General features: G+C 56.0%; 23 protein-coding genes. 5 read left to right on the forward strand and 18 right to left on the reverse strand.

From position 1 onward, the window contains the following. Positions 1–83 precede the first annotated feature (83 nt). Both AC3Y2E_RS04115 and AC3Y2E_RS04120 read right to left on the reverse strand, forming a co-directional pair. On the reverse strand, positions 84–284 hold the full coding sequence (locus AC3Y2E_RS04115) for a stalk domain-containing protein (RefSeq protein ID WP_190931721.1): 201 nt from the start codon (positions 282–284) through the stop codon (positions 84–86). A gap of 18 nt (positions 285–302) precedes the next feature. Continuing rightward, the gene (locus tag AC3Y2E_RS04120; protein WP_379207433.1) at positions 303–788 is read right to left on the reverse strand and encodes a VOC family protein; all 486 of its coding nucleotides are present in this window, start codon (positions 786–788) and stop codon (positions 303–305) included. A gap of 197 nt (positions 789–985) precedes the next feature. On the opposite strand from AC3Y2E_RS04120, the gene AC3Y2E_RS04125 reads away from it, so the two are divergent. Continuing rightward, entirely contained in the window at positions 986–3,040 is a 2,055-nt protein-coding gene (locus AC3Y2E_RS04125; protein WP_379207436.1) for a LuxR C-terminal-related transcriptional regulator, read from the forward strand. A gap of 58 nt (positions 3,041–3,098) precedes the next feature. Further along, positions 3,099–4,436 carry a nickel pincer cofactor-dependent isomerase, group 22 gene (locus tag AC3Y2E_RS04130; protein ID WP_379207438.1) on the forward strand — a complete coding sequence of 446 codons (1,338 nt, stop codon included), beginning with the start codon at positions 3,099–3,101 and terminating at the stop codon, positions 4,434–4,436. A 3-nt stretch (positions 4,437–4,439) separates the two neighbouring features. On the opposite strand, the gene AC3Y2E_RS04135 is transcribed toward AC3Y2E_RS04130, so the two are convergent. The 5 genes from AC3Y2E_RS04135 to AC3Y2E_RS04155 all read right to left on the reverse strand — a co-directional run bounded on the left by AC3Y2E_RS04135 (position 4,440) and on the right by AC3Y2E_RS04155 (position 10,007). Then, on the reverse strand, positions 4,440–5,432 hold the full coding sequence (locus AC3Y2E_RS04135; protein ID WP_379207767.1) for a FecCD family ABC transporter permease: 993 nt from the start codon (positions 5,430–5,432) through the stop codon (positions 4,440–4,442). Positions 5,433–5,460: 28 nt separating this feature from the next. Continuing rightward, positions 5,461–6,468 (reverse strand): FecCD family ABC transporter permease, encoded by a 1,008-nt coding sequence (locus AC3Y2E_RS04140; RefSeq protein ID WP_379207441.1) that lies wholly within the window; start codon positions 6,466–6,468, stop codon positions 5,461–5,463. Positions 6,469–6,478: 10 nt separating this feature from the next. Beyond that, entirely contained in the window at positions 6,479–7,483 is a 1,005-nt protein-coding gene (locus AC3Y2E_RS04145; RefSeq protein WP_379207769.1) for an ABC transporter substrate-binding protein, read from the reverse strand. A gap of 38 nt (positions 7,484–7,521) precedes the next feature. Then, positions 7,522–8,274: an alpha/beta hydrolase gene (locus tag AC3Y2E_RS04150; RefSeq protein WP_379207443.1), complete on the reverse strand. Its 753-nt coding sequence runs from the start codon at positions 8,272–8,274 to the stop codon at positions 7,522–7,524. A 71-nt stretch (positions 8,275–8,345) separates the two neighbouring features. Next, on the reverse strand, positions 8,346–10,007 hold the full coding sequence (locus AC3Y2E_RS04155) for an ABC transporter substrate-binding protein (protein WP_379207445.1): 1,662 nt from the start codon (positions 10,005–10,007) through the stop codon (positions 8,346–8,348). Positions 10,008–10,354: 347 nt separating this feature from the next. On the opposite strand from AC3Y2E_RS04155, the gene AC3Y2E_RS04160 reads away from it, so the two are divergent. After that, complete coding sequence (locus tag AC3Y2E_RS04160; protein ID WP_379207448.1) at positions 10,355–11,176, forward strand: alpha/beta hydrolase; 822 nt, start codon at positions 10,355–10,357, stop codon at positions 11,174–11,176. 71 nt (positions 11,177–11,247) lie between these two features. On the opposite strand, the gene AC3Y2E_RS04165 is transcribed toward AC3Y2E_RS04160, so the two are convergent. The 3 genes from AC3Y2E_RS04165 to AC3Y2E_RS04175 all read right to left on the reverse strand — a co-directional run bounded on the left by AC3Y2E_RS04165 (position 11,248) and on the right by AC3Y2E_RS04175 (position 15,909). Further along, complete coding sequence (locus AC3Y2E_RS04165; RefSeq protein WP_379207450.1) at positions 11,248–14,361, reverse strand: hybrid sensor histidine kinase/response regulator; 3,114 nt, start codon at positions 14,359–14,361, stop codon at positions 11,248–11,250. 107 nt (positions 14,362–14,468) lie between these two features. After that, positions 14,469–15,488 (reverse strand): iron-hydroxamate ABC transporter substrate-binding protein, encoded by a 1,020-nt coding sequence (locus AC3Y2E_RS04170; RefSeq protein ID WP_379207452.1) that lies wholly within the window; start codon positions 15,486–15,488, stop codon positions 14,469–14,471. Positions 15,489–15,618: 130 nt separating this feature from the next. After that, positions 15,619–15,909: a Ger(x)C family spore germination C-terminal domain-containing protein gene (locus AC3Y2E_RS04175; RefSeq protein WP_379207771.1), complete on the reverse strand. Its 291-nt coding sequence runs from the start codon at positions 15,907–15,909 to the stop codon at positions 15,619–15,621. On the opposite strand from AC3Y2E_RS04175, the gene AC3Y2E_RS04180 reads away from it, so the two are divergent. Together AC3Y2E_RS04180 and AC3Y2E_RS04185 are read left to right on the forward strand one after the other, a co-directional pair. Further along, the gene (locus tag AC3Y2E_RS04180) at positions 15,891–16,733 is read left to right on the forward strand and encodes an AraC family transcriptional regulator (RefSeq protein ID WP_379207454.1); all 843 of its coding nucleotides are present in this window, start codon (positions 15,891–15,893) and stop codon (positions 16,731–16,733) included. The two genes, AC3Y2E_RS04175 and AC3Y2E_RS04180, sit on opposite strands and share 19 nt — an antisense overlap. Positions 16,734–16,851: 118 nt before the next feature. Then, positions 16,852–17,709: a phytanoyl-CoA dioxygenase family protein gene (locus AC3Y2E_RS04185; protein WP_379207457.1), complete on the forward strand. Its 858-nt coding sequence runs from the start codon at positions 16,852–16,854 to the stop codon at positions 17,707–17,709. Positions 17,710–17,884: 175 nt separating this feature from the next. Here AC3Y2E_RS04185 and AC3Y2E_RS04190 read toward each other — a convergent pair whose 3' ends face one another. From AC3Y2E_RS04190 to AC3Y2E_RS04225, 8 genes are all read right to left on the reverse strand, one after another. Continuing rightward, the gene (locus AC3Y2E_RS04190) at positions 17,885–18,910 is read right to left on the reverse strand and encodes an ABC transporter substrate-binding protein (RefSeq protein WP_379207459.1); all 1,026 of its coding nucleotides are present in this window, start codon (positions 18,908–18,910) and stop codon (positions 17,885–17,887) included. Between the two features lie 50 nt (positions 18,911–18,960). Beyond that, positions 18,961–20,181: a helix-turn-helix domain-containing protein gene (locus tag AC3Y2E_RS04195; protein WP_379207462.1), complete on the reverse strand. Its 1,221-nt coding sequence runs from the start codon at positions 20,179–20,181 to the stop codon at positions 18,961–18,963. A gap of 189 nt (positions 20,182–20,370) precedes the next feature. Further along, on the reverse strand, positions 20,371–21,072 hold the full coding sequence (sigK, locus tag AC3Y2E_RS04200) for an RNA polymerase sporulation sigma factor SigK (RefSeq protein ID WP_379207464.1): 702 nt from the start codon (positions 21,070–21,072) through the stop codon (positions 20,371–20,373). Between the two features lie 100 nt (positions 21,073–21,172). Beyond that, a complete protein-coding gene (locus AC3Y2E_RS04205; RefSeq protein WP_379207466.1) occupies positions 21,173–22,264 on the reverse strand; it encodes a serine hydrolase domain-containing protein in 1,092 nt (363 codons plus the stop codon). 20 nt (positions 22,265–22,284) lie between these two features. Continuing rightward, the gene (locus tag AC3Y2E_RS04210; protein ID WP_379207471.1) at positions 22,285–22,863 is read right to left on the reverse strand and encodes a TetR/AcrR family transcriptional regulator; all 579 of its coding nucleotides are present in this window, start codon (positions 22,861–22,863) and stop codon (positions 22,285–22,287) included. Between the two features lie 220 nt (positions 22,864–23,083). Next, positions 23,084–24,040 (reverse strand): 3'-5' exoribonuclease YhaM family protein, encoded by a 957-nt coding sequence (locus AC3Y2E_RS04215; protein WP_379207473.1) that lies wholly within the window; start codon positions 24,038–24,040, stop codon positions 23,084–23,086. Further along, positions 24,040–24,300, reverse strand: a complete 261-nt coding sequence (locus tag AC3Y2E_RS04220) for a hypothetical protein (protein WP_379207475.1) — start codon at positions 24,298–24,300, stop codon at positions 24,040–24,042. The genes AC3Y2E_RS04215 and AC3Y2E_RS04220 overlap by 1 nt, the downstream gene beginning before the upstream one ends. A gap of 58 nt (positions 24,301–24,358) precedes the next feature. Next, on the reverse strand, positions 24,359–25,699 hold the full coding sequence (locus tag AC3Y2E_RS04225) for an extracellular solute-binding protein (protein WP_379207477.1): 1,341 nt from the start codon (positions 25,697–25,699) through the stop codon (positions 24,359–24,361). Between the last annotated feature and the right edge of the window lie 200 nt (positions 25,700–25,899).

Consider the following 25,899-nt stretch of genomic DNA (forward strand, 5'->3'; position numbering starts at 1 on the left):
AAGTCCCTCCCGGGTATCAAACGATTTTTTTGTTACATTTCGTATCTTCAAAAACAGAGCCTTACGGCCCGCTACGACTTTTTCTACTCCACAGCATCGGTAATGAAAATCTCCTCATCGTCGAACAACACTTTCATGTTGACATTTTCGAGTACCAAACGAACCGGTACGGACATCCTGCTGTCCCTGAATACCGCCTGAGCAGCCAGCGTGTGCAGCTTCCCGTTCACGTAAGCCTCCTTCTTGTCGATCGTCAGGACGATCTCGATCCCTTCCCCTTCCATCGTTTCGCTGCTCCTCCTTCATTCCCCGGCCTCATCCGATTGCTGCGGTTGTTCCTCCCGATTCTCGCTTTGCCATTTTCCGATGTCCGCATCTGTCCACGATTCCAGCTGAATCGCCCGGATCGCGCTGCGGCTGATCTTCAACCGCTGCGGCCATAACACCTCGATCCGGTTCCCTTCCGGATCGCCGAATTGAAAAGAAACTCCCCAGCCTTCGGTATACGGCCCGTGTACGCGAATGCCCCGCGACCGGACATTCCTCCATAAACCTTGCAGCGCACCGAGCGATTCTGCATAAAACGTCATCTGTACCTGCCGCGGATCGCCGACAAAGCTGATCTCGTAATAGTCCGTCTCCGGCCGGAAAGCAAGAAACGTCTGATCCTCGTGCCTCCGGCAGAACGCCGCGAGCTGCATATCGAATACCGACCGGTAAAACGACGCCAGTTTCTTAGCATCCCGGGCGTACAGCGCGGCGCTGCCCAGTCGAAATGGATTGGTCATCCCTGCACCCGTTCCCTCCTCCTTCGTTCTACCCTAACCTTATCACGGACCCGATCCGGGAATAAGTATCCGGTCAGATACAAATGGGGTATCCGAATGGATACCCCAACCCCATATTTCTATATCGCTTTGAGCCGAATCCGAGTAAAATAAGGAATGCCAGTAATTTCCGATCCTGATCGAAGAAGGTGTAATCGATGGCAGAGGACGAACGGCTGGATGAGCTTGAGAGCCAAATGCTCGTCGGAAGACAGCGGGAAATCGCCGCCTTCCTGCAACATTTTCACGACAGCTCCCGGTCCAAAAAAATAGTAAACGTATACGGCACGGCCGGAATCGGCAAAAGCACGCTGCTCGACGAGTACGACAAGCTGGCGCAAGCAAGCGGCGGGATCACCGTTACGATCGACAGCGAAGGCTTCGTCAAAACGCCGGAAGCGTTCTGCCGCCACATCCTGGACTCACTCGAATGGCCCGGCGATGATTCCTCCGACCCGGCGCGCCTCCCCGTCGAATGCGTATCTGCGCTGAACGAAACGGCTTCCGGGCGGCGTGTCGTTCTCCTGATCGACGCTTACGAGCATTTGGAGGCGCTCGATCAATGGCTGCGGGAGTTTTTTCTGAAGAAACTCGATAAACACGTACTGATTGTCATCTCAGGACGGTATGCGTTGTCCGAAGTTTGGTATTTGTCCCCGGCATGGAGGCAGCTTCTCGTAAAGCTTCCTCTCGCGGATCTGGATTACGAGTCGGTCGTCCGTTTCGCGGAATATACCCATATATTCGACCAGCCGACGATTCAGCGGATATGGCGTCATTCCGGAGGCCATCCTTTGACGATGTCGCTGCTTACCCTCCTCTTGGGTCAGTCCCCCACCGGCGAAGCTCAGCTGTACGCGGACGATCACGATACGCTCTCGTTTATCGTAAGCCGCTGGCTGCGGGAAGTGCCGGGCGAGCATATGCGTCCTTTTATCGAAGCGGCTTCGGTGCTTCGGCAATTTAACCAGGAGAACTTGTCGTTCATCATGGACCGGGAGATTACCGCCTCCGAGTTTTATCAGCTCATCCGCTTCTCCTTCATCCGCAAAGTCGACCGCGGGTGGACCGTACACAGCCTGATGAGAGAGGCGGTCAACCGGGAGCTTCTCGCCCGGACTCCGAAGCGTTACGAGTCGATCCGCTCGCGGGCGCTGGCTTATTATTACCAGCAGTTGACCGAATCGGGCCGGCCGTCTCCTACCGCCAGAGAAGCGATAGAATTGATGTATTATATCGGTGACGCCTTGATCCGCGCGTTTATGAACTGGTTCGAGCTGTCGCCCCGGCACTTCGAGACGGCAGGCGCCAATTACCGGGAAGCGCTCGAGTTATACGCCCGGGACCGGTACGCCAATGCGAAGGATACCCGGATCGAGCTGTACGACCCTTATACGGACGGTTCGTTTCATTTTCACCTTACGGCGGAGCAGACGTGCTTCACGATCAAAGACATCGACTTCGGCGCCTTGTTCACGCTCGGATACGATGTCGTCCGGGTCATGAAAGACGCGGGAGGCGCCATCATCGGAGTCGCGGTCATTATACCGATTAATGCGAACACGCTGCCTTATTTGAAGAAAGCTCCGCGCTCGGCGGCGTACTTCAACCACCTGCCTCCCGATATGGCGAAACGGCTGAACGTACCCGGCCATACGAGAGCCGGCTGGTTTATCGAGACGATCGATACCGCCGACTTCGCAGACGCTTCCCAGCAAACTGCAATCGGTCATCTGCTCCATTCCCTGATCTTCACCGGCGAGCTGATCGTCGAATCGCCGTCGCCTCATCCGTACTTCGTAGAAACTCACAAAAGCCTCGGCTTCGAAACCGCACCGTACGGCACCCATCGCAATTACGACGGCATAACCGAAACGGCGACGTTCGTACTCGACTTACATAACGAGCAAGTGCTCAGCTACATCCATAAAATGTTACAGGTTACCGGGCAGGCAGGCCTTTTCCCTCCGCCGCAGCCTCCCGCTGAGGTAGCCGTGCCGGAAAACGCATCCCGAGACCGGATCTTGGAACGGACCGATATAACGGCGCGGGAGAAGGAAGTGGCGAAGCTGCTGGAGCAGGGACGCACGAACGCGGAGATTGCCTCGACCTTGTATTTGAGCGAGGTTACGGTCAAAAAACATATAAAATCGATGCTCGGTAAGCTGAACGCCACAAACCGGACTCAACTGCTAAAAAGGCTGTTGGAGTAGGTAAGTCATTTATAGAGGTGTTCAAACACGCACTTATAGAAGTCAGGAGGAGACAAACTTGACGGCCGAATCACCCGTACGTTTGTACAAAATCAGGCAGCACGTTCCCGATAGCCGGATCGACGATCTTCCTTCCGCGTTACGCGGCGCAGTGGAGCAGTCGCTAAAGGAAGCCGCCCTGCCGTCCGGCGCGGCCATTGCGATTACCGCCGGATCGCGGGGCATCCGAAGCATCGACGTTATACTGCGTACGGTCGTCGACCAGCTTCGGCAGAGAGGGTACCGCCCCTTCCTCGTCTCCGCCATGGGCAGTCACGGGAGCGGCGAAGCGGAAGGACAGCGTGAGGTGCTGGCCAGTCTGGGCATTACGGAGCGGTCGGTCGGAGCGGAGATCCGCTGCTCCAGCGAAGTGGTCCGGCTCGGCGCGACGGCGGGAGAGCCGGTCCCTGCGACCTCGGCTGCAACCTCGAACACAGCCGCAGGCGTCGCCGGCCTTCCGGTATATATGGCCAAGGAGGCGTTCGAAGCCGACGGTATCCTTATCATCAACCGGATTAAGCCGCATACCGCGTTTCAGGGCGATTACGAGAGCGGACTGCTGAAGATGCTCGCCGTCGGACTCGGCCGCGCGCCCGGAGCGAACAGCGTCCACAGCTTGGGGGCCAAGCAGCTTGCCGCCGCGATTCCCTCCATCGCGCGCGTCTGTCTGGAGAAGGCGCCGGTTATCGGCGGGATCGCCATCGTGGAGAATGCCGAAGAGCAGACCGCGATCATGGAAGGCATTCCGGCCGGGTCGCTGTTTGCCGCCGAGAAAAGACTGCTGCTGGAAGCGAAGCGGATGATGCCTTCGTTGCCGGTTCACCGGATCGATCTGTGTCTCGTCGGAGAGATGGGCAAAAACTACAGCGGCACCGGCATGGATGCCAATATCATCGGCCGGATGAGAATTCACGGGGTAGCGGAGCCGAAGCTCCCGGATATTACGTATGTCGGGGTATTGGGGCTGTCGTCTGCGTCCCGTGGCAATGCCGCCGGAATCGGGCTGGCCGATTTTACGACGGATGCCGTGGCCGGCAGTATCGACAAGCAGGCTACGTATCTCAATTGCCTGACCAGCGGTTTCGTGATGCGGGCGGCCGTCCCGATGAGCTTCGCTAACGACCGGGAGCTTGTGGACCAAGCGATGTTTGCATTAAAAACGCCGGACCCTCGGAAGGTCCGGCTGGTGTACATCAAAAACACGCTTCATCTTGATGAAATTTGGGTATCTGAGCCGGTCTGCGAGGAGCTTCGGGACCGGCCGGACTGTACGGTGGTCGAAGGACCTCTCGCCCTGTCCTTCGACCGGAACGGGAGGCTCCTCCTGCCCGGATGTTCCGGAAGCGAAGCAGACTGAAAACTACGCCCGCTTTTTGTTCCGGTACAGCAGGAAAATAAAATACGGCACGCCGATAATCGCGATCACGATGCCGACCGGGAGCTCGGCGGGAGCAAACACCATTCTTCCGATAAAGTCGGAGGCGAGGACGAGCAGCGCCCCGACTAATCCGCACACCGGCAATATCCGCCGATGCGCTCCTCCGACAAGCCGCCTCGCGATATGCGGGGCCATCAAGCCGATAAAACCGATGCCGCCGGATACCGACACGCAGGCGCTGACCAGACCGATGCTGCACAGCAGCAGCAGCGCCTTCTCCTTCTCCGACGCTACGCCCACGCTTCTGACGCTGTTCTCGTCCAGTTGAAGAAGATCGAGGATGTACGACTTCCGGATAATAACCGGGATGAGCAGCACCAGCCACGGCACAACCGCGCCGATGTATTTCCAGTTCGCATTGTAGATGCTCCCCGACGTCCAGACCGCCACCATCTCGAAGTCTTTAGCGTTCATCTTTAACGTCAGGTAAAGCGAGACGGCACCCAGTCCGGCAGCGGCGGCGATTCCCGTCAGCAGCAGACGCTGCGGCTCCAGCCGGCCGTCCTTCCAGGAGATGGCGTAGATAAGCAGCGCTGCGGCGAGCCCGCCCGCCAGCCCGAACAGAGGCATCGCCATAATGGCGGCTAGTCCGGTCCCTTTAATCTGCCCTTGATAAAAAAACAAAAAAATAACGATAGCCGCCCCGGCTCCGGCATTAATGCCCAGTATGCCCGGATCGGCCAGCCCGTTACGCGTCACGCCCTGCAGGACGGCCCCCGCGATGGCGAGTCCCATGCCTACCAGGATGGCGATCACGATGCGGGGCAGCCGCAGCTCGAAAATAACGAAGACGAAATCCTGCTGCGGATTGATCCCCAGCAACGTGGTAAACACATCCTTAACCGCCATATCGAACGCGCCGTTGGTCAGGCTCATATAAAAGGTCACCAGAATGATGCCGACGCCGACGGCCATCACGGCCGCAAAACGTCCGGTTGTCCCTTTATGCACGTTTTTCTCCCCCTCTCGTCCGGATCAGGTAGAGGAAAAACGGTACGCCGAGCATCGCCGTCACGACCCCGATCGGCATCTCGAACGGATAGTTGAGAAACCGGCTCAGCACGTCGCAAAGCGCCAGGAACACGCCGCCCAGCACGGCCGAGCAAGGGATGATCCATTTGTAATCGAGACCGGTCAGAAAACGCGCGATATGGGGCACGATCAGGCCGACGAAGCCGATCTTCCCGGCAATCGCCACCGATATGCCGGTCAGAATAACGACGCACAGCGTCGCCGCCAGCTTAATAATCGCCGTCTTTTGGCCGAGGGAGACGGCGACGTCTTCGCCAAGCGCCAGTACGGATATCGACTTGGACAGCAGGAGCGCCATGATTATGCCGACGACCGCGAACGGAATGGCCAGCTTGATCAACGCCGGGTCCAACTGGTGCAACCGGGCGTTATACCAGAAGCTTATATTTTGCGATACTTGAAAGTAAGTCGACAACGCCGCGGAGACGCTGCTCAGGAACGTTCCGATAATCGTGCCGAGGATCGCCATCCTGACCGGAGACAGACCGCCGGGAAGAAGCGAGGCGAGGCCGAACACGAGCACGATGCTGAGCGCCGAGCCTGCGAACGAATACAGGATCATATCCATCGACGAACTGTTCGGCAGAAACACCATGCACAGCGTAATCGCAAACGCCGACCCGTCGGACACGCCCATAATCGAAGGGGATGCAAGATAGTTTCTTGTCATCCCCTGCATAAGCGCTCCCGAGACGGCGAGGAAAGCGCCGACCAGCAGCGCTCCCATCACACGCGGAATTCTGGAATGCATTATAATCTGATGGTTCACATTCCCTTCGTCAAACCGGAACAGCGAATCACGGATCGTCCCGATATCGATCTGCTTGGCTCCGTACAGCACGGACAGCAGCATCGTCAGAACGATCGCAACCGGCGCGGTCCACAGGATGACGGCGGAGGTGCGCAACTGGAATCGCATAGGGCTCCGCTCACTTCGCCTGCATCAATTTGCTGGACTTGACCGCATCGAGGAACGCGATCTTGCTGTAAGCCGTGCCGCCTTGAGCCGCCGGATCGACGAGGTTCACGAAGACGTTGCCGTTTTTGACCGCATTGATGCTTTTCCAGATCGGATTGTTCTGCAAATCTTGCAGCGCCTTCGGATTATCCGCATTTTCCTCTTCGGCGAACTGGACGAATACGTAGTCCGGATTCATCTCCGAGAACTTCTCGAGCGAGACGGTCTGCTGCGCCTTGGCCTGCTTGACTTCCTCCGGCACGGCGGCTCCGAGCTCCGCGTAGATGGACGGATTGAAGAATACGTCCTGCGGATACAGATTGATGCTGCCCGAGCGAACCCGGATGATAACGACCTTCTTGTCCTTGAATACCGGTCCGAGCTTCTCCTTCACCGCTTTGACCTCGTCCTTGTACGACTGCAGCGCCTTCTTCGCCAATTCCTGCTTGCCTGTCAGTTCTGCGAGCAGATTGAGGTTCGCCTCCCAGTCCGTCGAGATGTGCGATACCGGAACCGTGGTGCCGACTTTGCCCAGCTTCTCCAGCGTTTCCGCAGGAAACTTCGTGCTGGCGAGGATAACGTCCGGCTTGAGCTTGAGAATCGTCTCCAGGCTCGGCTGCGTTTTCTCCCCGATGCCGGTAGAGCCTTCGGTAATTTTGGAGAAGATCGCCGGGAATTTGCCGCCCACGGTCAGCGCCCCGATCGGCTTAACGCCGAGCACCAGCGCGTCTTCCATCGATTCGACCGATCCGGTGATGACGATTTTGTCCGTAGGAACGGTTATCGTGTACTCCTTGCCGAGGTACGTCAGCTTTTTCGGAGCCGCCTGATTGGCGGCCGCCGGTGCCGAAGCCGCCGGAGTCTGGCTTCCGCTTCCTGCATGGGTCGTTCCCGTATTCCCTGTAGCCGGGGCGGCCGTCTCCTTCGCTCCGCAAGCGGTAAGTCCCAGCATCAAAGCAGCAAGTCCTGTCAACATCAATTTCTTATTCACGTTTCTCGTTCCCCTCTCTTTGTTTACCCGTTTGGAAACATCCATTGCAGCGCCTCCGGAAAACGATCCGTAAAGCAGCTGAGCTCATGGGACGCTCCTTCTTCGACATGCAGCTTCAGCCGGTCCGGCGTGAACCCGCCGGCAAGCAGCACTTCATGTGCTTCAAACGTCCGGGCGACCATGGTTTTCTGAATATTAGTTTTCGTTGCGCCTTCCGCGGTCCCGACATACATGTAGATCCGCCGCTCCCCGTCGGCGATCGGCTTCTCCTTCATATACTCGACGAACCTCTCGTACCAGTACGAACCGGAGATGGAACCGATTCGGCCGAATACGCCGGGATGCTCATAGGCGGCGAACATCGAGATCAGCCCGCCGAGGGACGCGCCGATCATGCCGGTATGACCGGGACCGCTCTCCGTCCGGTAGCGCTCCGCGATAAACGGCATCAGCTCCTCGACGATATACGCGAGATACGCCGGCCCTTCTCCGGCAAAGTCGTTGAACTGCGCCGTCAGCTTTGGGGCCCGCCAAGGCGTATACTCGTCGCGGCGTTCCTTCGGATCGATGCCCACCAGCAGCAGCGGCTGCACCAACCCGTCTGCCGTCATCCGCTCCAGCACCGTCAAACTGTCGCTTACCTCCGGAGAGAACAGCTCATCCCCGTCGTGCACGTATACGACCGGCAGCTTCCCGGAAATGGTTCCGTATTGCGGCGGAACATACACCGTAAGAACTCTGCCGTTGTAAGTATGCCGATTGATCGTTCCTTCCAACTTGTCAGCCTCCAAGATAGCGGCATCCGCACAATATACGAGAACCGTTATCAGTTAATTGAAAACAATTCTCATTTAGAATTATAATCAACATCGGTTCTCCCGAACATGGACAATTTCCGGAAATGAACTGGATGATCTCCATATACGTGACGAATCATGTCGTCCACCATCCGCTCCGCGGCGGAAGCCGAATATTCCCGCCAAGGGTCGGAGGAAATCGGATGGACGTAATTGCGGCGGACCGCCCTCAAATCTTTCCACAGCGGATTCGCTTGCAGCGACTGCCAGAACGCGAGCGATTCCGTCTCTTGGCAGACGTTGACCAGAATCCGGCCGGCATCGATGTCGGCCAGTTCGGAGAAGCTTACCGTCCGGCCGCATACGGCTTCGTCGAACCCGCCCGGCGCATTCAAGCGCAGATCGCCGTACAGCACTTCCCGCATCCCCCGTCTCGGACAGAGCAGGCACGTATTCTTATGAATGCTGAGGACAAGCACCGTATCGTCCTGTATTTCACGCTTCAGCAGTTCGCGCGCCGCCGCCAGCTTTCTCTCGTACTCGCCGAGCCAGCGCTCCGCCTCGGCCGTCGCATCGAGCCATCCTGCAATCGTCCGCAGTTGCTGCCGCCAGTCGGCAGCGGGCTGTGTCAGGCTATGTACCGGAGCGATCGCCTCCAGCTTGAGCAGCTCATCGGGACGAAGATAATCCGCATGACACAGGATCAGATCCGGCCGGGCATGCGCCAGCGCCTCCACATTCGCCTCCCAATCGTGATTGAACCGGTAGGCGCTCAAATGAACGGGGATGTCGGAGCGGTATTTCTTATGATAGGACGCCGTCCATTTCGGATGCATCGGAGCCGCGTACGGCACGATGCCGAGCGCCAGCAAGTGTCCGAGGATGGCCGACGTGTAGGCGGCGATTTTGCGGCGGCGCTTCTTCATGTAGGCCGAAGGGGATACGCCCGCAGCCTGTTTGAATTTTCGGCTGAAATAAAACTCGTCGCTGTATCCGACCTGATGAGCGATATCGCGCAGCTTCGTTTCGGACTGCACCATCAATTGTTTGGCATGATTGACCCTGACCTCGGTCACGTAATCGATTGCGCTTTTGCCGTATGTCTTCTTGAACAGATCCACAAAATATTTCGGGCTGAGCTCGGCGATCCGCGCCAGCTGCTCAATCGTCAAATTTTCATTGTAGCGGCTTTCGATGAATTGGCGCGTTCTTTCCAGCGCGCTGAGCGAGTCGTCCACCGGCAGCTGCCGCTTATGTTTCATCACTCCGTACAGCAGCTCGTGGAAGGCGGCTTGTCCCCGGAACCTCTCGAGCGGGTCTTCGCTGCGGCTGTACCCCAGCAGCAGCTCGCATTGGATAGCCGTTTGCGACTCCGGATACAGCGTTATTTCTCCCTTTAGCGGAAACGGCTCTGCGGCTTCCGAATCGTGCCGCACCTCGAATGAAATCCGGTACAGCTCCAGCCCTTCCGTACCGCCGGATACCCCTATCGTTTGCCCCGGCCATGCGACATAGATCGTATCCGGACGCAGACGGTACTCGTCCAGATCGATGGTCAGACAGCCTTGTCCCCCCGTAGCTGCGATAAGCATATAAGAATCGATCAGTTGCTGCTCCAGACGGCCGCGCTGCCCGTCCACGCTCCGCAGCTTGATCCATAAGCGGTCCAAGGCTGCCGGCCCGGGCAGCTGATCAGGAAGTCGATGAAACATCCTGGTTACGCCCCTTCTATAATTGAGAATGATTATCAGTATTAAAAGTAGCATGAACCCGTTCCCCGGTCAAGCCCAGTCTGAGCACGCCAACCTTTTCTCACCATAAGCAACTCCCGGCGCAGCTCCGTCACACGCTGGCTGTCCGTCTCGCGTAGTCGGTATGGTGATGGCGCATCGCAATCGTAAGGCGGAATACGCCGACCTCCGCCGCAGCCCGCCGTTTCCCCCCGCTCCGGTTCCGGACGCAAGAAACAGTCGACGGTTGCCAAATGTTTGCTCTCCCGATTATAATGATAATCAATCTCAATTAGAGAAATGCTACTACGATACGGGGAGCCAAACCGATGACTTCACTCCAGCAGCAGCCTGTCCACATCCCGCGGTCCCAGCAGATGACCGCCGAATACCGGGGCCGAACGTACCGCATCTTTATTAGCGTGCCCTCCCAATCGCCGACGGCCTCCGGCTATCCGGTCATTTATGTGCTCGACGCCAATTCCGTGTTCGCAACGATGACCGAAACGATTCGCGCCCAATCGCGCGCTCCCGAGAAAACGGGCGTATTTCCCGCTATCGTCGTCGGGATCGGCTACGAAACCGAGGAACCGTTTCACCCTAACCGGCATTACGACTTTACGATGCCCGTCCCCCGGTCCGAGCTGCCGAAGCACCCGACGGGCGGGGAATGGCCCGAGCAGGGCGGCGCGGCCGGCTTTTTGACTTTTATCGAAGACGAGCTGAAGCCGGCGATCGCCGCCATGCATCCGGTCGATCCGGCCCGCCAGTCGATATTCGGCCATTCGCTCGGAGGATTGTTTGTCCTGCACGCTTTCCTTACCCACCCCGGCGGTTTCCAAACGTATATTGCAGGCAGCCCGTCGATTCATTGGAATGAGAGCGCTCTGCTCGAGAAGGAGCGGACCTTATCGGCGAGGCTGAGCGACGACGGCGGCCGGATCGGCCTCCTGATCGCGATGGGCGAACAGGAGCGTACGCACAAGAGCAACGCTTACGATAAAGCCGAAGCGATGGCCGCCCGCTTGTCCGCGCCGAACCATTCCCGGCTGGACGTATCGTTCAAATCGTTTGCCGAAGAAGGCCACATCTCCGTTTTGCCGGTACTGATCAGTCACGCCGTCCGGTTTCTGTCGAAAAATCCCCGGTGAGCCGCAATAGGCGGCCCCTCCGGGGATTTTGTCCGTACAGCTTCAGCTTGCGCGTTGTCATTCGTCTCGGGTCAGGCTTCGTCCGCAAGCGCCGCTTGCGCGCTCCGCACCGTTTCCGGAATCTCAAACGAGACGCTCGTCCCTTCGCCCGGCTTGCTGCGTACCGACAATCCTTTGCCGTACAACTGCTTCAATCGCCGATTCGTATTGATCAAGCCGATTCCGCCGCGGCTTGTCGTCCGGCTGAGCAGTCTGTTCACCGTCTCCTCGTCCATTCCGCGGCCGTCATCCTGCACCTCGAAATGAACGGCGCCTTGCAGCCTCAAGATCCGGATGCGAACGGTGCCTCCCTGCACCCGGCTGCATACCCCGTGCTTCACCGCATTTTCGACCAGCGGCTGGATCGTCAGCGGCGGAAGCAGCAGCTCGATGTCCGGTTCCACCTCCCAGACGACGGTCAGCCGTTCCTCGAACCGCTCTTTTTCGATATACAGATAAGCTTCGACCAGCTCCAGCTCATGGGAAAGGCCGACCAGCTCCCCCGCGTTCAGGAAATCGAAGCTGATACGCAAATACGACGTAAAGGCGTCGCCCAATTTCCGCATCTTGTCAGTGTCGAGTTCGCTTAGAGCCATAATCGAGTTTAATGTGTTAAACAAAAAATGAGGATGGATTTGCGATTGCAAGTAAGCGGCCTCCATGCGCAGCCGTTCCTTCAACGATTGCTTGACGGCGGCGAGCGACCAGATCCGGTATTTCAGATCCAGGGCGTCGACCGGCTTCGTGACGTAATCGTTCGCTCCGGATTGAAAGCCGGCATAGCTGTCCTCCGGCTGGCTGCGAGCGGTCAACAGCAAGACCGGCAGCTCGGATATGGCGTATCGTTCCCTGATCTGGCGCGTCAACTCGTAGCCGGACATCTCCGGCATCATTACGTCCGCGATAACGAGATCCCACTGGCCGGCGGCGAGCAGCTCCAGCGCCTGGCGGGGGGACGTCGTCGTCCGGACTTGGTAAGACTCTGCCGAAAGAATGCCGGATAGCACTTTCAGATTGATCGGATCGTCGTCGACCGCGAGAATATGGATTTTGCCGGCCGCCAGAGGCGGCGATACGTCCGGCAGCGGGGAGGCAGCGACGAGTTTGTCCCCGTCTGACGGACGGTTCGCCCCGGTCCGGTCCGCCGCTGCGATCTCCTCCTCGACCGGAAGCCCGAACGCGGGCGCGGAGGAAGAAGACTCGGACACCGCCGCAAGCGGCAGCGTGAAGCTGAACTCCGAACCTTTGCCCGGCTCCGATCGCACGGTTAGCGTTCCGCCCTGAAGCTCGACGAGCTGCTTGCAGATGCTTAATCCGAGACCGATCCCTCTGCTGCGGTCAAGCCCGGGCGTCCCTTGCTCGTACGGCAGAAAGATGCGGGCCAACGTTTCTTCGTCCATCCCCGATCCCGTATCCGTCACATACGTGAAGAGCATCCCGTCCTTCGCTTCCGCGGTCATCGTCACCGAGCCTTCATTCGTGTAGGTGATCGCGTTATGGACCAGATTTTGAATAATTTGCACCAGCCGTTTCTCGTCGGCGAGCACCGGCGGCATCGACTCGGGGATGTCCATCTGGAGAGCAATCGGTTTGTTATCGGTCATGAAGACAAGCATCCCCATAACGCCGGACGCTACAGATTGCACGTGCACAGGCTTGCGATGCAGCTGAATCCGTTCCTCCTTCAGCCGCACCACATCCAGCAGATCGTCGAGCAGCCGGGACATCTGACGGCTGATCGAGACCAGCAGCTCCATGTCGCGCAAGCTTCTGCCCCCCATCACCGGCTTCTCCCTGTTCGCCACAGTCCGGGCGATATTCATAATGGCGTGCAGCGGCGTCCTCAGCTCATGGGACGTCTGGGCGAGAAATTGATCCTTCAGCTTGTCCGATTTGCGCAGTTGCTCGTTCAGCTTCGCATTGTCCTGCGCGTTGCGGACGTACCGCTTGAACCAGTACGCGGAGAAGCCGACGATCGCCGCAATAATGTCGATCGGGTAGTAGATCGCGCTGACCTTGCCGTACGGACTGATCATCCCCCATATAACGCTGGAGGCGATACTCGTCGCTGCGACAAGCAGGAAGAAGGCGTCCGGCTCCTTCCTGCGAGCCACTTTTCCGATCAGATACACAAACCAGATAAACGGAAGCATGTACAATACGGAAAATACACGGAAGCCGTAGCTATAATAAACGAGTGTCACTGGAGCAGCCACAATAAATGCCGAGTACGCGCCCAATACAGCGGCATACAGTCTGAACCGGGTAAAGCCGGACGGAGTATCCGAGAAATACCGGGCAAGCAGCACCATGAAGAAGGTCAGCCACATGTACGAGAGGAGCCTTATTTTAAACGACCACGTATAATTCAGCGGAAGCCATAGCTGCAGCAGCTTGTCGTGATCCGACACGATTGTAATGCCGGCCGCAAGCAGCAAAAGGAAAAAAACGAGAAAAGCTTTTTGCTGCGGATTAAACAAAAATAAAACGATGGCATACACCCCGTGAAGCAGCAGGACGGTAAACGTAACGAGCTGGAACCCGATCGAGTACCACCGTTCCGTGTCGACCGCCGCCTGCGTTCCGAAGCGTATCGGCTTTACGATGCCTCCATGTATCGTGTTGTCGAAGTTTGCTACGGTCACCAGCAGCTCAATCTCGTTCGTACCCGCGTGGTTGTAAGAAGCGGTGTAAGATGCCGATTTCGGTTTATACGCGGCTGCGCTTTCTCCCAGTTGGCCGAATTCACCGGCGAATTCCCCATTAATTTCGAGTCGGGAAGCCGCCTGAATATCGGTGATCCAGAACGTATACGGCTGATCCGGCAAAGGATCGGCGAGGATTCGCAGCCTATATGTTCCATAACCAGACGGGGAACCTGTCTGTTCGTCGATCGTTCCTTCCCAATCGCCTGGAACCTGAATATATTGGCGCCCCTCCCCGGACGACCGCATGTCTTCATTTAAGACGAGAGCTTCGGGATACAGCTCCCATTCGCCGTTCAGTTGGATCGTCCGCTTACTGCTGAAGTCCCATCCCCTCAGATCCAGCACGCCTTGAACCGCAGTCGGAGCCGGACCTAGGGAATGCTGGAACCAGAATACCCGAAGACTGAGCAGAACGATCAGAAAAACTAAAAAAAGCACCACATGCTTCCAACTATACGTTTTGGATGTTCGTATCATACTCTCTTATTTCGCCACAGAATACGATCATTCCTTTCTCCGCTCCTCAGTAATGATTTGCCCCGGTACTAACGGCTTCCGGTCAACTTTTGAACGATAAAATCCAGATGTTTTTCCATCGATACCGGATCGTTGAAATAGGCCGCATCTTTGTTTAGTTCGAAAACCCGGTTGTTTTTAACGGCAGGAAGGTTTTTCCATATCGTACTTCCGTACACGGCATCCGGATCGCCCTGATCTCCTGTCCACGGGCTGGTAAATATATAATCGCCGGCATACTCGGGGAGCACCTCCAGCGACAGGCTCGCCCACCCCTTGCCGTTGTCGATCGCGTCCTTCTGAATCGGCGAAGGCGCCTTCAGCTTAAACTCGCCGTACAAAATCTCGCCGCCTCTTCCGTAATTATGTCCGAAGGCGTAGATCCCTTTCGCGTAAGGCTGGAGAATCGATACGGTTTGGTCGCCGACGGCGGCTTTCACTTTCGGCTCGGCATCCTTGATCTTCTGATCCCACTTCGCGATCCAGTCTGCGGCCTGCTTTTCCCGGCCCGTCAGCTTGCCGAATTCCAGCAGCTGCTCGCGCAGCGGAAGCTTGCCGTAAGCGATCGCCACCGTTGGCGCGATTTTGGACAATTGATCGATACTGCCGTCATCGCTTTGGAAGACGATAATCAAATCCGGCTGCAGCTCCAGCACTTTCTCGGTCGACTTCCCGTCGCCCAAATTCGGAACGTCCACATATCCGGCAAAATACGGATTGCTCTTCACATGCTCGGTGACACCGATCGGCTGAATGCCGAGCGCCAGCAAATACCCGTAGTAACTGTCCCCCAGTACGAGTACACGCTTCGGCTGTTTGGGCACCTCGATTTTGCCGTTGACCGCCTCGTATACCTTCGTTCCCTTATCCTCCGTCTGGGCAGCGCCGGCCACCGCTCCGGTGGACGACGCTCCAGCGGACGCCCCGGCGCCGTTCGAACCGCTCCCGTCCTCCTTGACGGACGCTTGTCCGCATCCAGCCGCAACGGCCAGCGCGATGATCATGTAGACCACCGCCGATACAACCCGCAATCGATTCCGACTCATCATGTTCCACCCTCCAAATTATATTGATAATGATAATCGTTATCATTATATCAAACAACCTTTACAAATCAACTACAATTTGCCGCAACGCGCAAAAAAAAAGACAGAGCCCTCCTGCGGCCCTGTCTCCGGTTTATCTAAGCACTCCTTTTTGCACAATGCGCACGCGGACTTCCGGGCGAACCTTCACTTTCTCGTAATCCGTATCCCAGTCCAGCTGCTTCCACGTATCGGAATGATGGGCTATCAGCTTTCCTCCGATGCCGAAGGCGTCGCAGTTCGCTTGCTGCAGCTTCTTGACGATTGCGAAAAAACGGCGCCGAAACGGAGCTGGAACCGTCCGGACGTTTGAAGTAAACTGAGAGTGCTTTGGAACGAATGGGAAGGAAATGGAGGCGCTTAACCGTGAACCACCCTTTGGAATCCGTTACTTTTCTGCCAAGTCCATCTTACGGCAAACGGGACTGCGCGCCGGGATGGTACTGGGATCACCAGACTCCGTTCCATGACTACGATATCTTCTATGTGTTGTCCGGCAAAGGCACGATGACGCTCGGCGGCGAGCGGTTCGAGCTTCAGAAACAGAGCTGCCTGATCATGCGTCCCGGCGACCTTCCGAAAGCGGTGCAAGATCCGCACGACCGGCTGACGGTGCTGTATTTGCATTTTCAGGTTGCGGACGCGGGCGGTAAGGTACCGCTTTTTCCGTTTCCGCGGTTTACGGTAACCGGCGGCGCTTTTCGCGCGGAGAACCTGCTGTATGCGATCATGGAGCTGCTTGATGTTCCGGCGCCGCTGCAGGAGCTCGAATTCGACAGCCTGATGAAACAGTTTTTCGTGCGGCTGTTCCGGCTGCACCTGGTTCCCCGCGATTACGGACCGGGCTCGGTCAAGCAAATGCAGCGGGTCCGCCAGATGATGGCTTACATCCGGGAAGCCCGGGGCGTCGATGTCGACTTGGAGGAAATGGCCGATGCGGTGGGCATGTCCCCTTCCTATATGAGCCGGCTGTTCAAAGCTTGCAGCGGAGTTACGCTGAAGGCGTTCATCGCGAAGACCAAAGTGGAGAGCGCCCGTGATCTGCTGGTGGAAACCCGAATGAGCGTCTCCCAGGTAGCCGAACGTATGGGCTACAGCGACGTCTACGCATTCAGCAAAAGCTTCAAGCGGGTGTTCAACGTAGCTCCGTCCCAATACTTGGCTAACGCCAGACTGTCCCGGCCCGCTCCCGGCTCCCGACAGTCGTAATCCCGCTGACGCTTCGCCCGGCTCCTATACGTTTCAGGACATCAATATACGACATCGCGCATTCCGGTTCCTACTATCATCTGTTACGATACGATCAAACGGGTGAAGGAGGATGGCCATGTTCAATCCGGCAGCGAATCCGCAGGACATCGCGCAGCGATTGTATCGTTACGACAAACTGGCCAAGCATCGGGTCGGGACGGTGGACGACATAACGGAGGAGACGGTGCGTAATTACCGGGAACTGGGTTATGTGGCGATTGACGGGGTGCTGAGCGCAGACGAGCTGGAGAAGGCGATTCAAGACATCTCCGATACGATTCACGGAAAAATCGTCGGACCGAAAATCCAATATTTCAAAGGCAAACGCGAGATGGAAGAAGCCGGCCATTTCCTTACGCCGGAGGAACACGAGTTTACGGTCCGCAAGCTTCATAAATTTATCGACTACTGCCCGAATCTGCATCACATCTGCTATCATCCGAAAATTAGGAAGGTGCTGGAGATGGTGTTCGGCGAAAAGCCGCGTTTCTGCGAAGACCAGGCGCTGCTCAAGCCTCCGTCCAAGGAAGCCGGGATTGAGAAGCCCTGGCATCAGGATATGGCCTATTCCAATTTCTCATTTACGAAAATGGTTGCCGGGGTGTGGATCGCCTTGGACGAGGCCGCTCTCGACAACGGATGCATGCATGTCATTCCGCGTTCCCACAAAAACGGCCCGGTGCCGCATTACGCTGTAAGAGACTGGCAGCTATGCGATACCGCGGTAGACGTACAGAAGGACGAAGCCGTGCCCCTGCGGTCGGGCGGGATTCTCGTCTTCTCCGGCTTGCTCCATCACGGCACGCCGCCGAATTTATCGAATAAGCGGAGACGGGCGCTCCAGTTCCATTATGCTCCCGAATCGGCCGTCAAGATGACGCCCGACCAGTACAAAACCGTGTTCACGAACGAGATGACGCAGGCGGAATGTTAGGTTAGCGTTCCTTTGGCCAAAAACATGCGCCTAGACAGGTATTGTCAGCGGCAGAAGCATTCCGGCTGACGCTGGCCAGCTATCTTTTTGAACACTTAACCGTCCGGGGACATCCCGGACGGTCTTTTGGGTACGAAGCCTGCTCAGATAACCGGTAGCGGCATCCCGTCACCATCTATTTTTGAACAGAGCCGGCTAGCATTTGTGCGGCTTCCTTCATCGTTTCGCGAATGGTGACGATATCCGAGCCGTAATATTTGTCGGTATCCAGGAAATGGACGTTCCCCCGTTTGACCGCCTCCAGAGAGTTCCATAAGCCGGATCGCTGGATTTCCTGAAACGCCTGCTGGTCGGCGCCTTCGCCGCGCACAATGAGGAAGAGATGGTCTCCTGCGTACTGCGGCAGCGATTCCAGGGAAATCTCTACGGCCGAGCTGTTTTTGTTTTTCATCATCTCGGCTGCTACGGCAGCGGGAGCTTTGACTTGCAGGCTGCTGCGCAGCATGTATCCGGCAAAATTCCGGTTTAAATAAATACGCAGCCGCCCCTTCTCCACCCGAAAGATAGACACGGTCTGATCGCCAAGCGCCGAAGCCAGCTGCTTACGCGCCGCTGCCGCTTCCCGCTCGTATTCGGCAATCCACGCCTGGGCCTCCTTCGTCTTCCCTACCAGCTCCGCGACCTTCGTAAAAATATCATAAATAGGGTCCTGATCGAAGGAAATATAAAAAATCGGGGCGACTTTGTCCAACTGCTCCATTTGTTTTGCATAAATGTCTTGAAAAACGGTCGGAGCAATGATCAGGTCCGGCTTCAACGACAGTATTTTCTCCGGGTTCGGCGGATCTCCGATCCGCTCCACTCCCGCCATCGCGTTTAAAGTGTACACTACCTTAAAGCCGTTATCTCCGGCCCCGACCGGCTTGACGCCCAAGGACAACAGCTCGCTGGCGAATTCTCCGGCAATAATTCGTTCCGGTTTCGCCGGAATTTCGACTTGTCTGCCAAGATCGTCCTTGACCGTCCTCGTTCCTTGCTCCGCGCCGGCGGGTTCCTCCGTTCGTGAAGCGTCCGCCGAAGACTTGGCCTCCCACGGCTCTCCGCCGCTGCGATTCCCGCAAGCGGCCAGAAGGAATAAGATCATGATCGCTATAGCTCCAACAACAAATATCCGCTCCCGGTTGCTCCTGATGTGCTGCATACGTTCCTCCCGCAAGTACTTGATAATGATTATTACTATCATCATTAATCCTACTGGAATTTGCATGCTTGCACCATAGACGCAGATTGCACGACGGATGGATATTTGTGAGCCGGGCTGTCCCCGGTTAGCAGCATAGCCGCCTCTTCCATCTGACACGAGATGGAGATCGGGTCATAAGCGAGCCATCGTGTTACATCCACCATGTACACCTTCCCGGCCGCGACGGCCGGATAGCTCCGGTAGGCCGGACTGGCCGCGATCTGATCCCACCGTCGCTGCGAACCTTCATCCGGCTGAACCACGACAAATAAATGGTCCGCCGGATAAAAGGAGAGCTCCTCCATGCCGATCACACTGGAATGAAAATGAACATTACATTCATGGAGTACCGCAATTTTGTCCGGAGGAGCCAAATCTAGCGAATGGTACAGCGGGTAGCCCATATTTTGCATGCCGTATATCTGAATGAACTTCTCGCGTACTCGCATGATGGCTACCTTGGGAGTGCCGATCACATCCGATACGTGCTTCCGCAATTGTAATCTTCGCCGCTCGTAATTGCTGATCCACGCCTCCGCTTCCGTCCGTTTTCCCAGCGCCTCCGCCATATTCCGCAATTGGCCGTAAATCGGGTCCTCCAGTACGTTGATATGGACAACCGGTGAGATGAGGGAAAGCTCCGGCACCCGCCGGGAGTCCATCGAGATAATAAAGTCCGGCCGGATCACCTTTAACTGCTCGGCCAGTCTCTCATCGGTATCGCAGTAAAGATGAAGATCGATCGAGCTTTCATCGGCGTCCGGGAGGCATGTACCGGAGTCGGCTGAATTCAACGCAACCGGCGTAATTCCGAGCGCTTTACAATGTCCGTAGCCGTCCAGCGCCGCTATGGCGATCGCCGGCCTGTAGTAAGCCGGGGCGACTCCAACCCATTGTTTGAATCGCCTGCTGAAATGATAAGGATCGCCATAACCTACCAGCTTCGCGATCCGGGCGATGGAAAGCTCCGGTTTTCGCAGCAGCGTTTTGGCTTGCTCGATCCGGACCCGGGTTAAATAATCGGTAGGACTAATGTTTTTATACTTCTTAAACATTCTGGAGTAATGCGAAGGATCGACGCCGGCGATGCTGGCCAGCCGGTCTCTCGTTATTTCTTCTCCATAATGATCGTTCATATAGGTTACGGTACGTTCCACTCTGGCCCATGACTCCACCGCTGCGTCACCCGATACGGCACGGGACTCCGCCGCCGCCTTCCCTTTCCCCATAAACTCGCCACCTGTGTGAGAATGATTATCACTGATAGTATACCACAGGAAGTGTTATCGGATAACGTTATCAGCCGTTGTCTGAAAGTGAAACGAAGCAGCCGGTCGATGCTCCAGCTGCCCCGTTATGTCATGCGATCAAGCTCGCTTGCCCGTTCTGCGGTCCGCGTCATTCCACATCCAACACATTCACCGCTTCGCCTTGTAAAACTCATGGTACAGCTTCATCAGTGCCCGCTTCTCGATCCGCGACACGTACGAGCGCGAGATGCCGAGCTCCTTGGCGATTTCCCGCTGCGTCCGCTCTTCTCCGCCGTGCTCCAGGCCGAACCGGCCGACGACAACTTCCTTCTCGCGGTCGTCGAGAATGTCGAGGTTTTTGTATATTTTCGACTTCTCGATCTTTAATTGCACTTTGTCCACGACATCGTCGGCTTCCGTGCCGAGAATATCTATCAACGTGATTTCGTTGCCTTCCTTATCGGTTCCGATCGGGTCGTGCAGCGACACATCCTTGCGGGTTTTCTTAAGCGATCTCAAATGCATGAGGATTTCGTTCTCGATACAACGAGCCGCAAACGTAGCCAATTTGGTTCCTTTGTCAGGCGAGAACGACTCAATCGCCTTGATCAGGCCGATCGTCCCGATGGAGATCAAATCTTCGAGGTCTTCGCCGGTATTGTCGAATTTTTTGACGATATGGGCGACCAGCCGCAAATTATGTTCAATCAGCACATTGCGCGAATGCTGATTTCCTCCGGCCATCAGACGGAGATGCTTTTCCTCGTCCTCCTCGGCAAGCGGCTGCGGAAATGCATTATTTTTGACGTACGATACCAGCAACAGAAGCTGCTTGATGAAAATGGATACGGCACCGAAGAAACCAAGCACATGTGTCACCCCTTAGGAAAAGATCATTTTAATGTATGTGGGCGACTACCCAGTCGTGCCTGTACGTCAAAAAATAATGCAGCTTTTTTGGCCGGCCGCCTTACCGCTTGCCGTGTCTGGATACGATATCGATCGTTTTGAACATCATCCGCAGCGCCTTCCCCGTAGAACGAAGCTGGTTGAAGCTGCCGATCAAATAAAGGTCCAGCTCCGCCTGATAAAACAAAAACGAGCCGGTAGAGCCGAAATTGCCCCACACTTGATACCGTTTCGGAAGCAGCAGCGGAATGGGTTTGAACCGGACCAGCCCGTAGCCGTAGTCGATGCCGACCTGGAACTTCGACCAGACTTGCATCGCCTCGAACCGCTGCTTGCTGATCAGCTCATGCTTCGCCAGCGCCTTCATGAAGATCAGCAAATCTTCCGACGTCGATACGATGGCGCCTCCTGCGTAATCCACGCTCAAGCTCTGATGATCCGTCATCCGATTGTCGCCGATATACACATCGGCGAGCGGATAGCCGTTATCCTCTTCCGGCTCCGAGTATAAATGCAGCGACGTATGCTTCATGCCTAGCGGCCGGAACAAATACTGGTCGAACGCCTCATGCAGCGGCTTCCCGAGCGCCTGCTCGATGATCAAGCCGAGCAGATGGTAGCCGGTGTCCGAATAATGAAACCCTGCTCCCGGGGGAAAATGCGGCTCCAGATGCGCCTTCGACCATTCCACCACTTCCCGCGGGGTCCACAGCCGATCCGGCTCGTCCTGGATCAGCTCCAGCATCGGCTTGCCCTGCTTCGGCTTATCTTCGAAAAAGTCGTGAAGACCGGAAGTATGGCCGAGCAAATGCTTGATCCGGATTTCGTTCGAATACTCGTTCCCCTTATACCGATGCAGCCCCTTCAGAAGATCCGCATCCAGGTATTTCGCCACCGTATCCTCGTAATCCAGCCTGTTCTCCTCGATCAGCATCGACGTCAGAACCGAGGTGAACAGCTTACTGATGCTGGCGATCAGATAGCGCTGTCCGGGTTTCGCGGGGCTGCCGCCGGTCCTGCCCTCGGCCATACTCAGATGGATGCCGAGCCGGTCGGAGTGAACCAAATAATAAGCGTTACGGACACCCGGATTGTCGCCCACCGTTTTTCTGAATCGTTCTTCAATACGGGACTGTGCTTTATGAACTGCCATACCGTTTCCCCCTCAACCGACTAGATCGATAGTCCTTTCTTTCGCATCCGCGCCGCTGCAATCAGTTCCTTGGCGGTGCTGTCCAGCAGCCCTTGCTCCATCTCCTCGCCGAAGCCGTCCGGCAGCAAGCCGTTCGCCACCATGACGGAGAGGCCCAGCTGGAAAATTCTCATTTTGAACAGCAGCCCCTTCAGTTCCTCCTCCGTGAACCCTTCGAGCTCCGGATCAGACTTCATATGGGCGACCAGAACGGTCAGTTCTTCCTCGTACCCGCTCATATGATCATTCGGCTTCAGCGCCAGATCGCGGAACAGCACGCTGTATTCTCTGGCGAATCGCAAACTGGCCGCACCGATATCGTGAAACGGGTTGCCGGTATCGTGCTCCTTCAGCAAACGCCGGGACAGCTCGAAGATGCTGCGGACGACCTCGCCGGTCAGCTCCTCGACGTCTTTGAAATTAACATAGATCGGCGCGATCGAGCTTCCCAACTTATCGGCTACTTTCCGGATCGTAATCCCGCCGAGTCCTTCCACTTTAGCGATTTCGAAGGCGGCGTCGATGATCGATTGTTTCGTAAATTTGGCTTTAGGCGGCATGAGCCTTCCCTTCTTTTGAATATCATTTGTTATATATCATTTGATACATAATGCAATCATACAGGAAATTCGATCCTGTTTCAACCATCCATTTCCGCTCACCGTCTTCATTACACACCAAAAAAGCCCTTCAACAAACGAAAGGCTTTTCCCGGCTCCCGCTATTCTCATTACGATCATATTATTCCAACATCCACTTTCCCTGTCCCAGCGGTCATACTCACCATTTCATCCGGTAGATCGCCTTGTTCTCCAGCCCCCGGATCATCGGCGTCCATTCTTCGTGCTCCGGCGTCGTTTGCAAGGCGTCCTCCACCATTTGCAGCTTGGCGTCCAGCGCGTCGATATGGTGCAGCGCGACGGCCTCGGCGGTTTGCGGCTGCACGGGGCTGCCCCATTCTCCCAGATTGTGATGGGACAAGACAAGATGCTGCAAGGCAAGCACCCGCTCCGATTGCAGATCGATTCCTTCGAACAGGGCGGCCTCGGTAATCCAGTTGGAGGCCATCGAAATATGGCCGATCAGCTTGCCTTGGACGCTGTAGTCGGACACGATCCCCATCTGCGCGATCATCTCTTCCGGCTTCGCGATATCATGCAGCACGATGCCCGCCTTGATCAGATCCGGATTGAGGAAAGGCCGCTGCTTGCAGACGAATTCCCCGAGCTCCAGCATTCTCGCGATATGATACGCCAGCCCTGCAAAATAGGCGTGATGATGCGTCTTGGCAGCCGGATAATGGGACAGCTTATCTTCCACCTTTTTCACGCAATAGGAAACGATCGTATGTATATCCCGATCCGTGATGGATTCCACCGTTTGCTTGATCGCAGCAAGCAGGTCCGCCGGACTGATCGGAGCCGAACGGATAAAATCGGTGAGCACGACACCGTCCTCCGGCGTCGTTTTGCGCATTCGCGTGATCTTGATCTGCAGCTTCTCCCGGTAAGTCTGAACGAGCCCTTGCACCTTGACGAGCCCCATCGGGAAAAACGTTTCCTTGTCGGTAGGCGAGACGTCCCAGTATTTAGCCGGCAGTTGACCGCTCGAATCGCACAGGACGATATCGAAATAGTCTTTGGCAGGCGTTGAATTGGTTTGTTTGACTTCCAGTTCCTTCAATAAGTAATAGCCGACAAACTCGTCTTGACTCGATAAGCTTTTAATTGCAGTCATTAGCTTCCCTCCAGTATGGTTACCTCCAGTATACTACCTAATCCGCCGCCGGTGTTCAGCTTTCTTTCCTTGAGCTTTACGATTTTGCGAAATGCCTGCACGAGGGTACGGCCCTGCGGATGACCCGGGATGGGCCGCTGCCAATGATTCGCCTGAACCGGACTATTCCCCGCACACTCCGTCCGCACCTGCCGCTCCGCGCGCTCTCGGCGGGATCGCCGCCGCTTCCCCGGCAGCCTCGAACGTCCCCCATCGCGCACAAAAAAGCCGCCCGGCGGGAAGCCCTCAGGCGGCAGCTTTCGTTTCTGAACAGGCGCGTTATTTCGCGTTTTTCTGTTTAATCTCCTCAATCGCTTTGTTCGCCGCCTCGTTCGCTTCGCGCAAAGCCGTATTGATATCTTTCTGGTTCAAAATAATTTTCGTAAACGCGCTCGAAAATTGAGATGCAGCCGCCGTATCCGCTGCCGTGTAATCGCCGATCGGCGCCCGTTTCTCCGGGAACATCGCGGTAATGTTTTTGCCCTTGAACTTGGCCATCGATTCGCCGTACGTTTTAATAATTTCTTTATCGTTCAGCACGGTGGCGCGGCCCGCTTTCGTATTCAGCAGCTGATATTCTTTCGAGACGAGGTAATGAATGACGTCGAAGGCGAGCTCTTTGTTTTTGCTCAGCGTCGTCATCGACAAGTAGGCCGGATAGCTTTGCGGACCTACGCCGGGCGCCTGCTCGTACGAAGGCACTTTCACTACGTCCCAGTTCATATCCTCCGGAGGCGTGCCTCCGCTGTAGTTCGTATACATGGCTGCGGTCCGGTCCTTCTCGAACATCGCCCGCATCGCCGCTACCGTCGTATTTTCCGCCGTCCAGGTCATTCCGCTGATCTGGAAAAACGGCACGATGCTCTGCATGAACTTCGTCCAGTCTTCATTATCGATTTGCGCCTTGCCGGTTTTCGAATCGACGTATTTGAGCCCAAGCTGGTTCGTATTGGCCTGCGAGCCCGCCGCCGTCACATAACCAACGTATTGGATGTCGCCGTCTTTACGAGTCAACTTTTTGGCGATCTCGAGTATTTCCGACCAGGTCATATTGTCCTTCGGGTAACCGACTCCGAACTTGTCGAACAAATCTTTGTTGTAGAACAATCCGGCCGAAGCGGTCCATACCGGGAGCGAATGAATTTGCCCGTTGCCGATTTTCCGCTGGAACTCGATCGCGGTTTGTTCAAACTGGTTCAGATCCAATCCGCTCGCTTTGATGAAAGGCGTCATATCCATATGGATGCCGTAATTACGGAACGACTCCGCATAACCGATCGAGTCGAATATAATATCGATCGTCGTACCGGCCGCGATCAGATCAGGCAAGGTGGAGCCTTTTGTATTCGGAATAAATTTGACCGTCACATCCGGGAACTTTTTGCGAATCGCATCGCCGTACATCGAATCGAACGCTTTCTCGTCAATGGTGCCGCCTGCCGTGTACATCGTGATCTCTCTCGGTCCGGTATTGACCGGCTTGCTGGCGGCCGGAGGATTATCTTTCGCCTCCGGGCCGGCCGCTTGTCCGCCCTGGCTCCCTCCGGCTCCGCCGCATGCTGCTAGCGCTGATGCCGTTAAAGCGGTTACAACCATTAAACTGATTCGTCTCTGATTCACGATCATTCGACCTCCTCGTGTATATGAAGCGCTTACAATCACATGTATATTATATGTATAAATATGTGAATTTGGTGTGAATTGAATACAACTATGTAACAATTTATTAACAAGAAGTTTACAACAGATACCACAACATAACGACTGGTGGATCACGTCTCCCCTTGCCACTCAAAAAAAGATTGTCATCTTATCGGAAA

It is taken from the genome of Paenibacillus sp. MAH-35 (genome assembly GCF_058135425.1).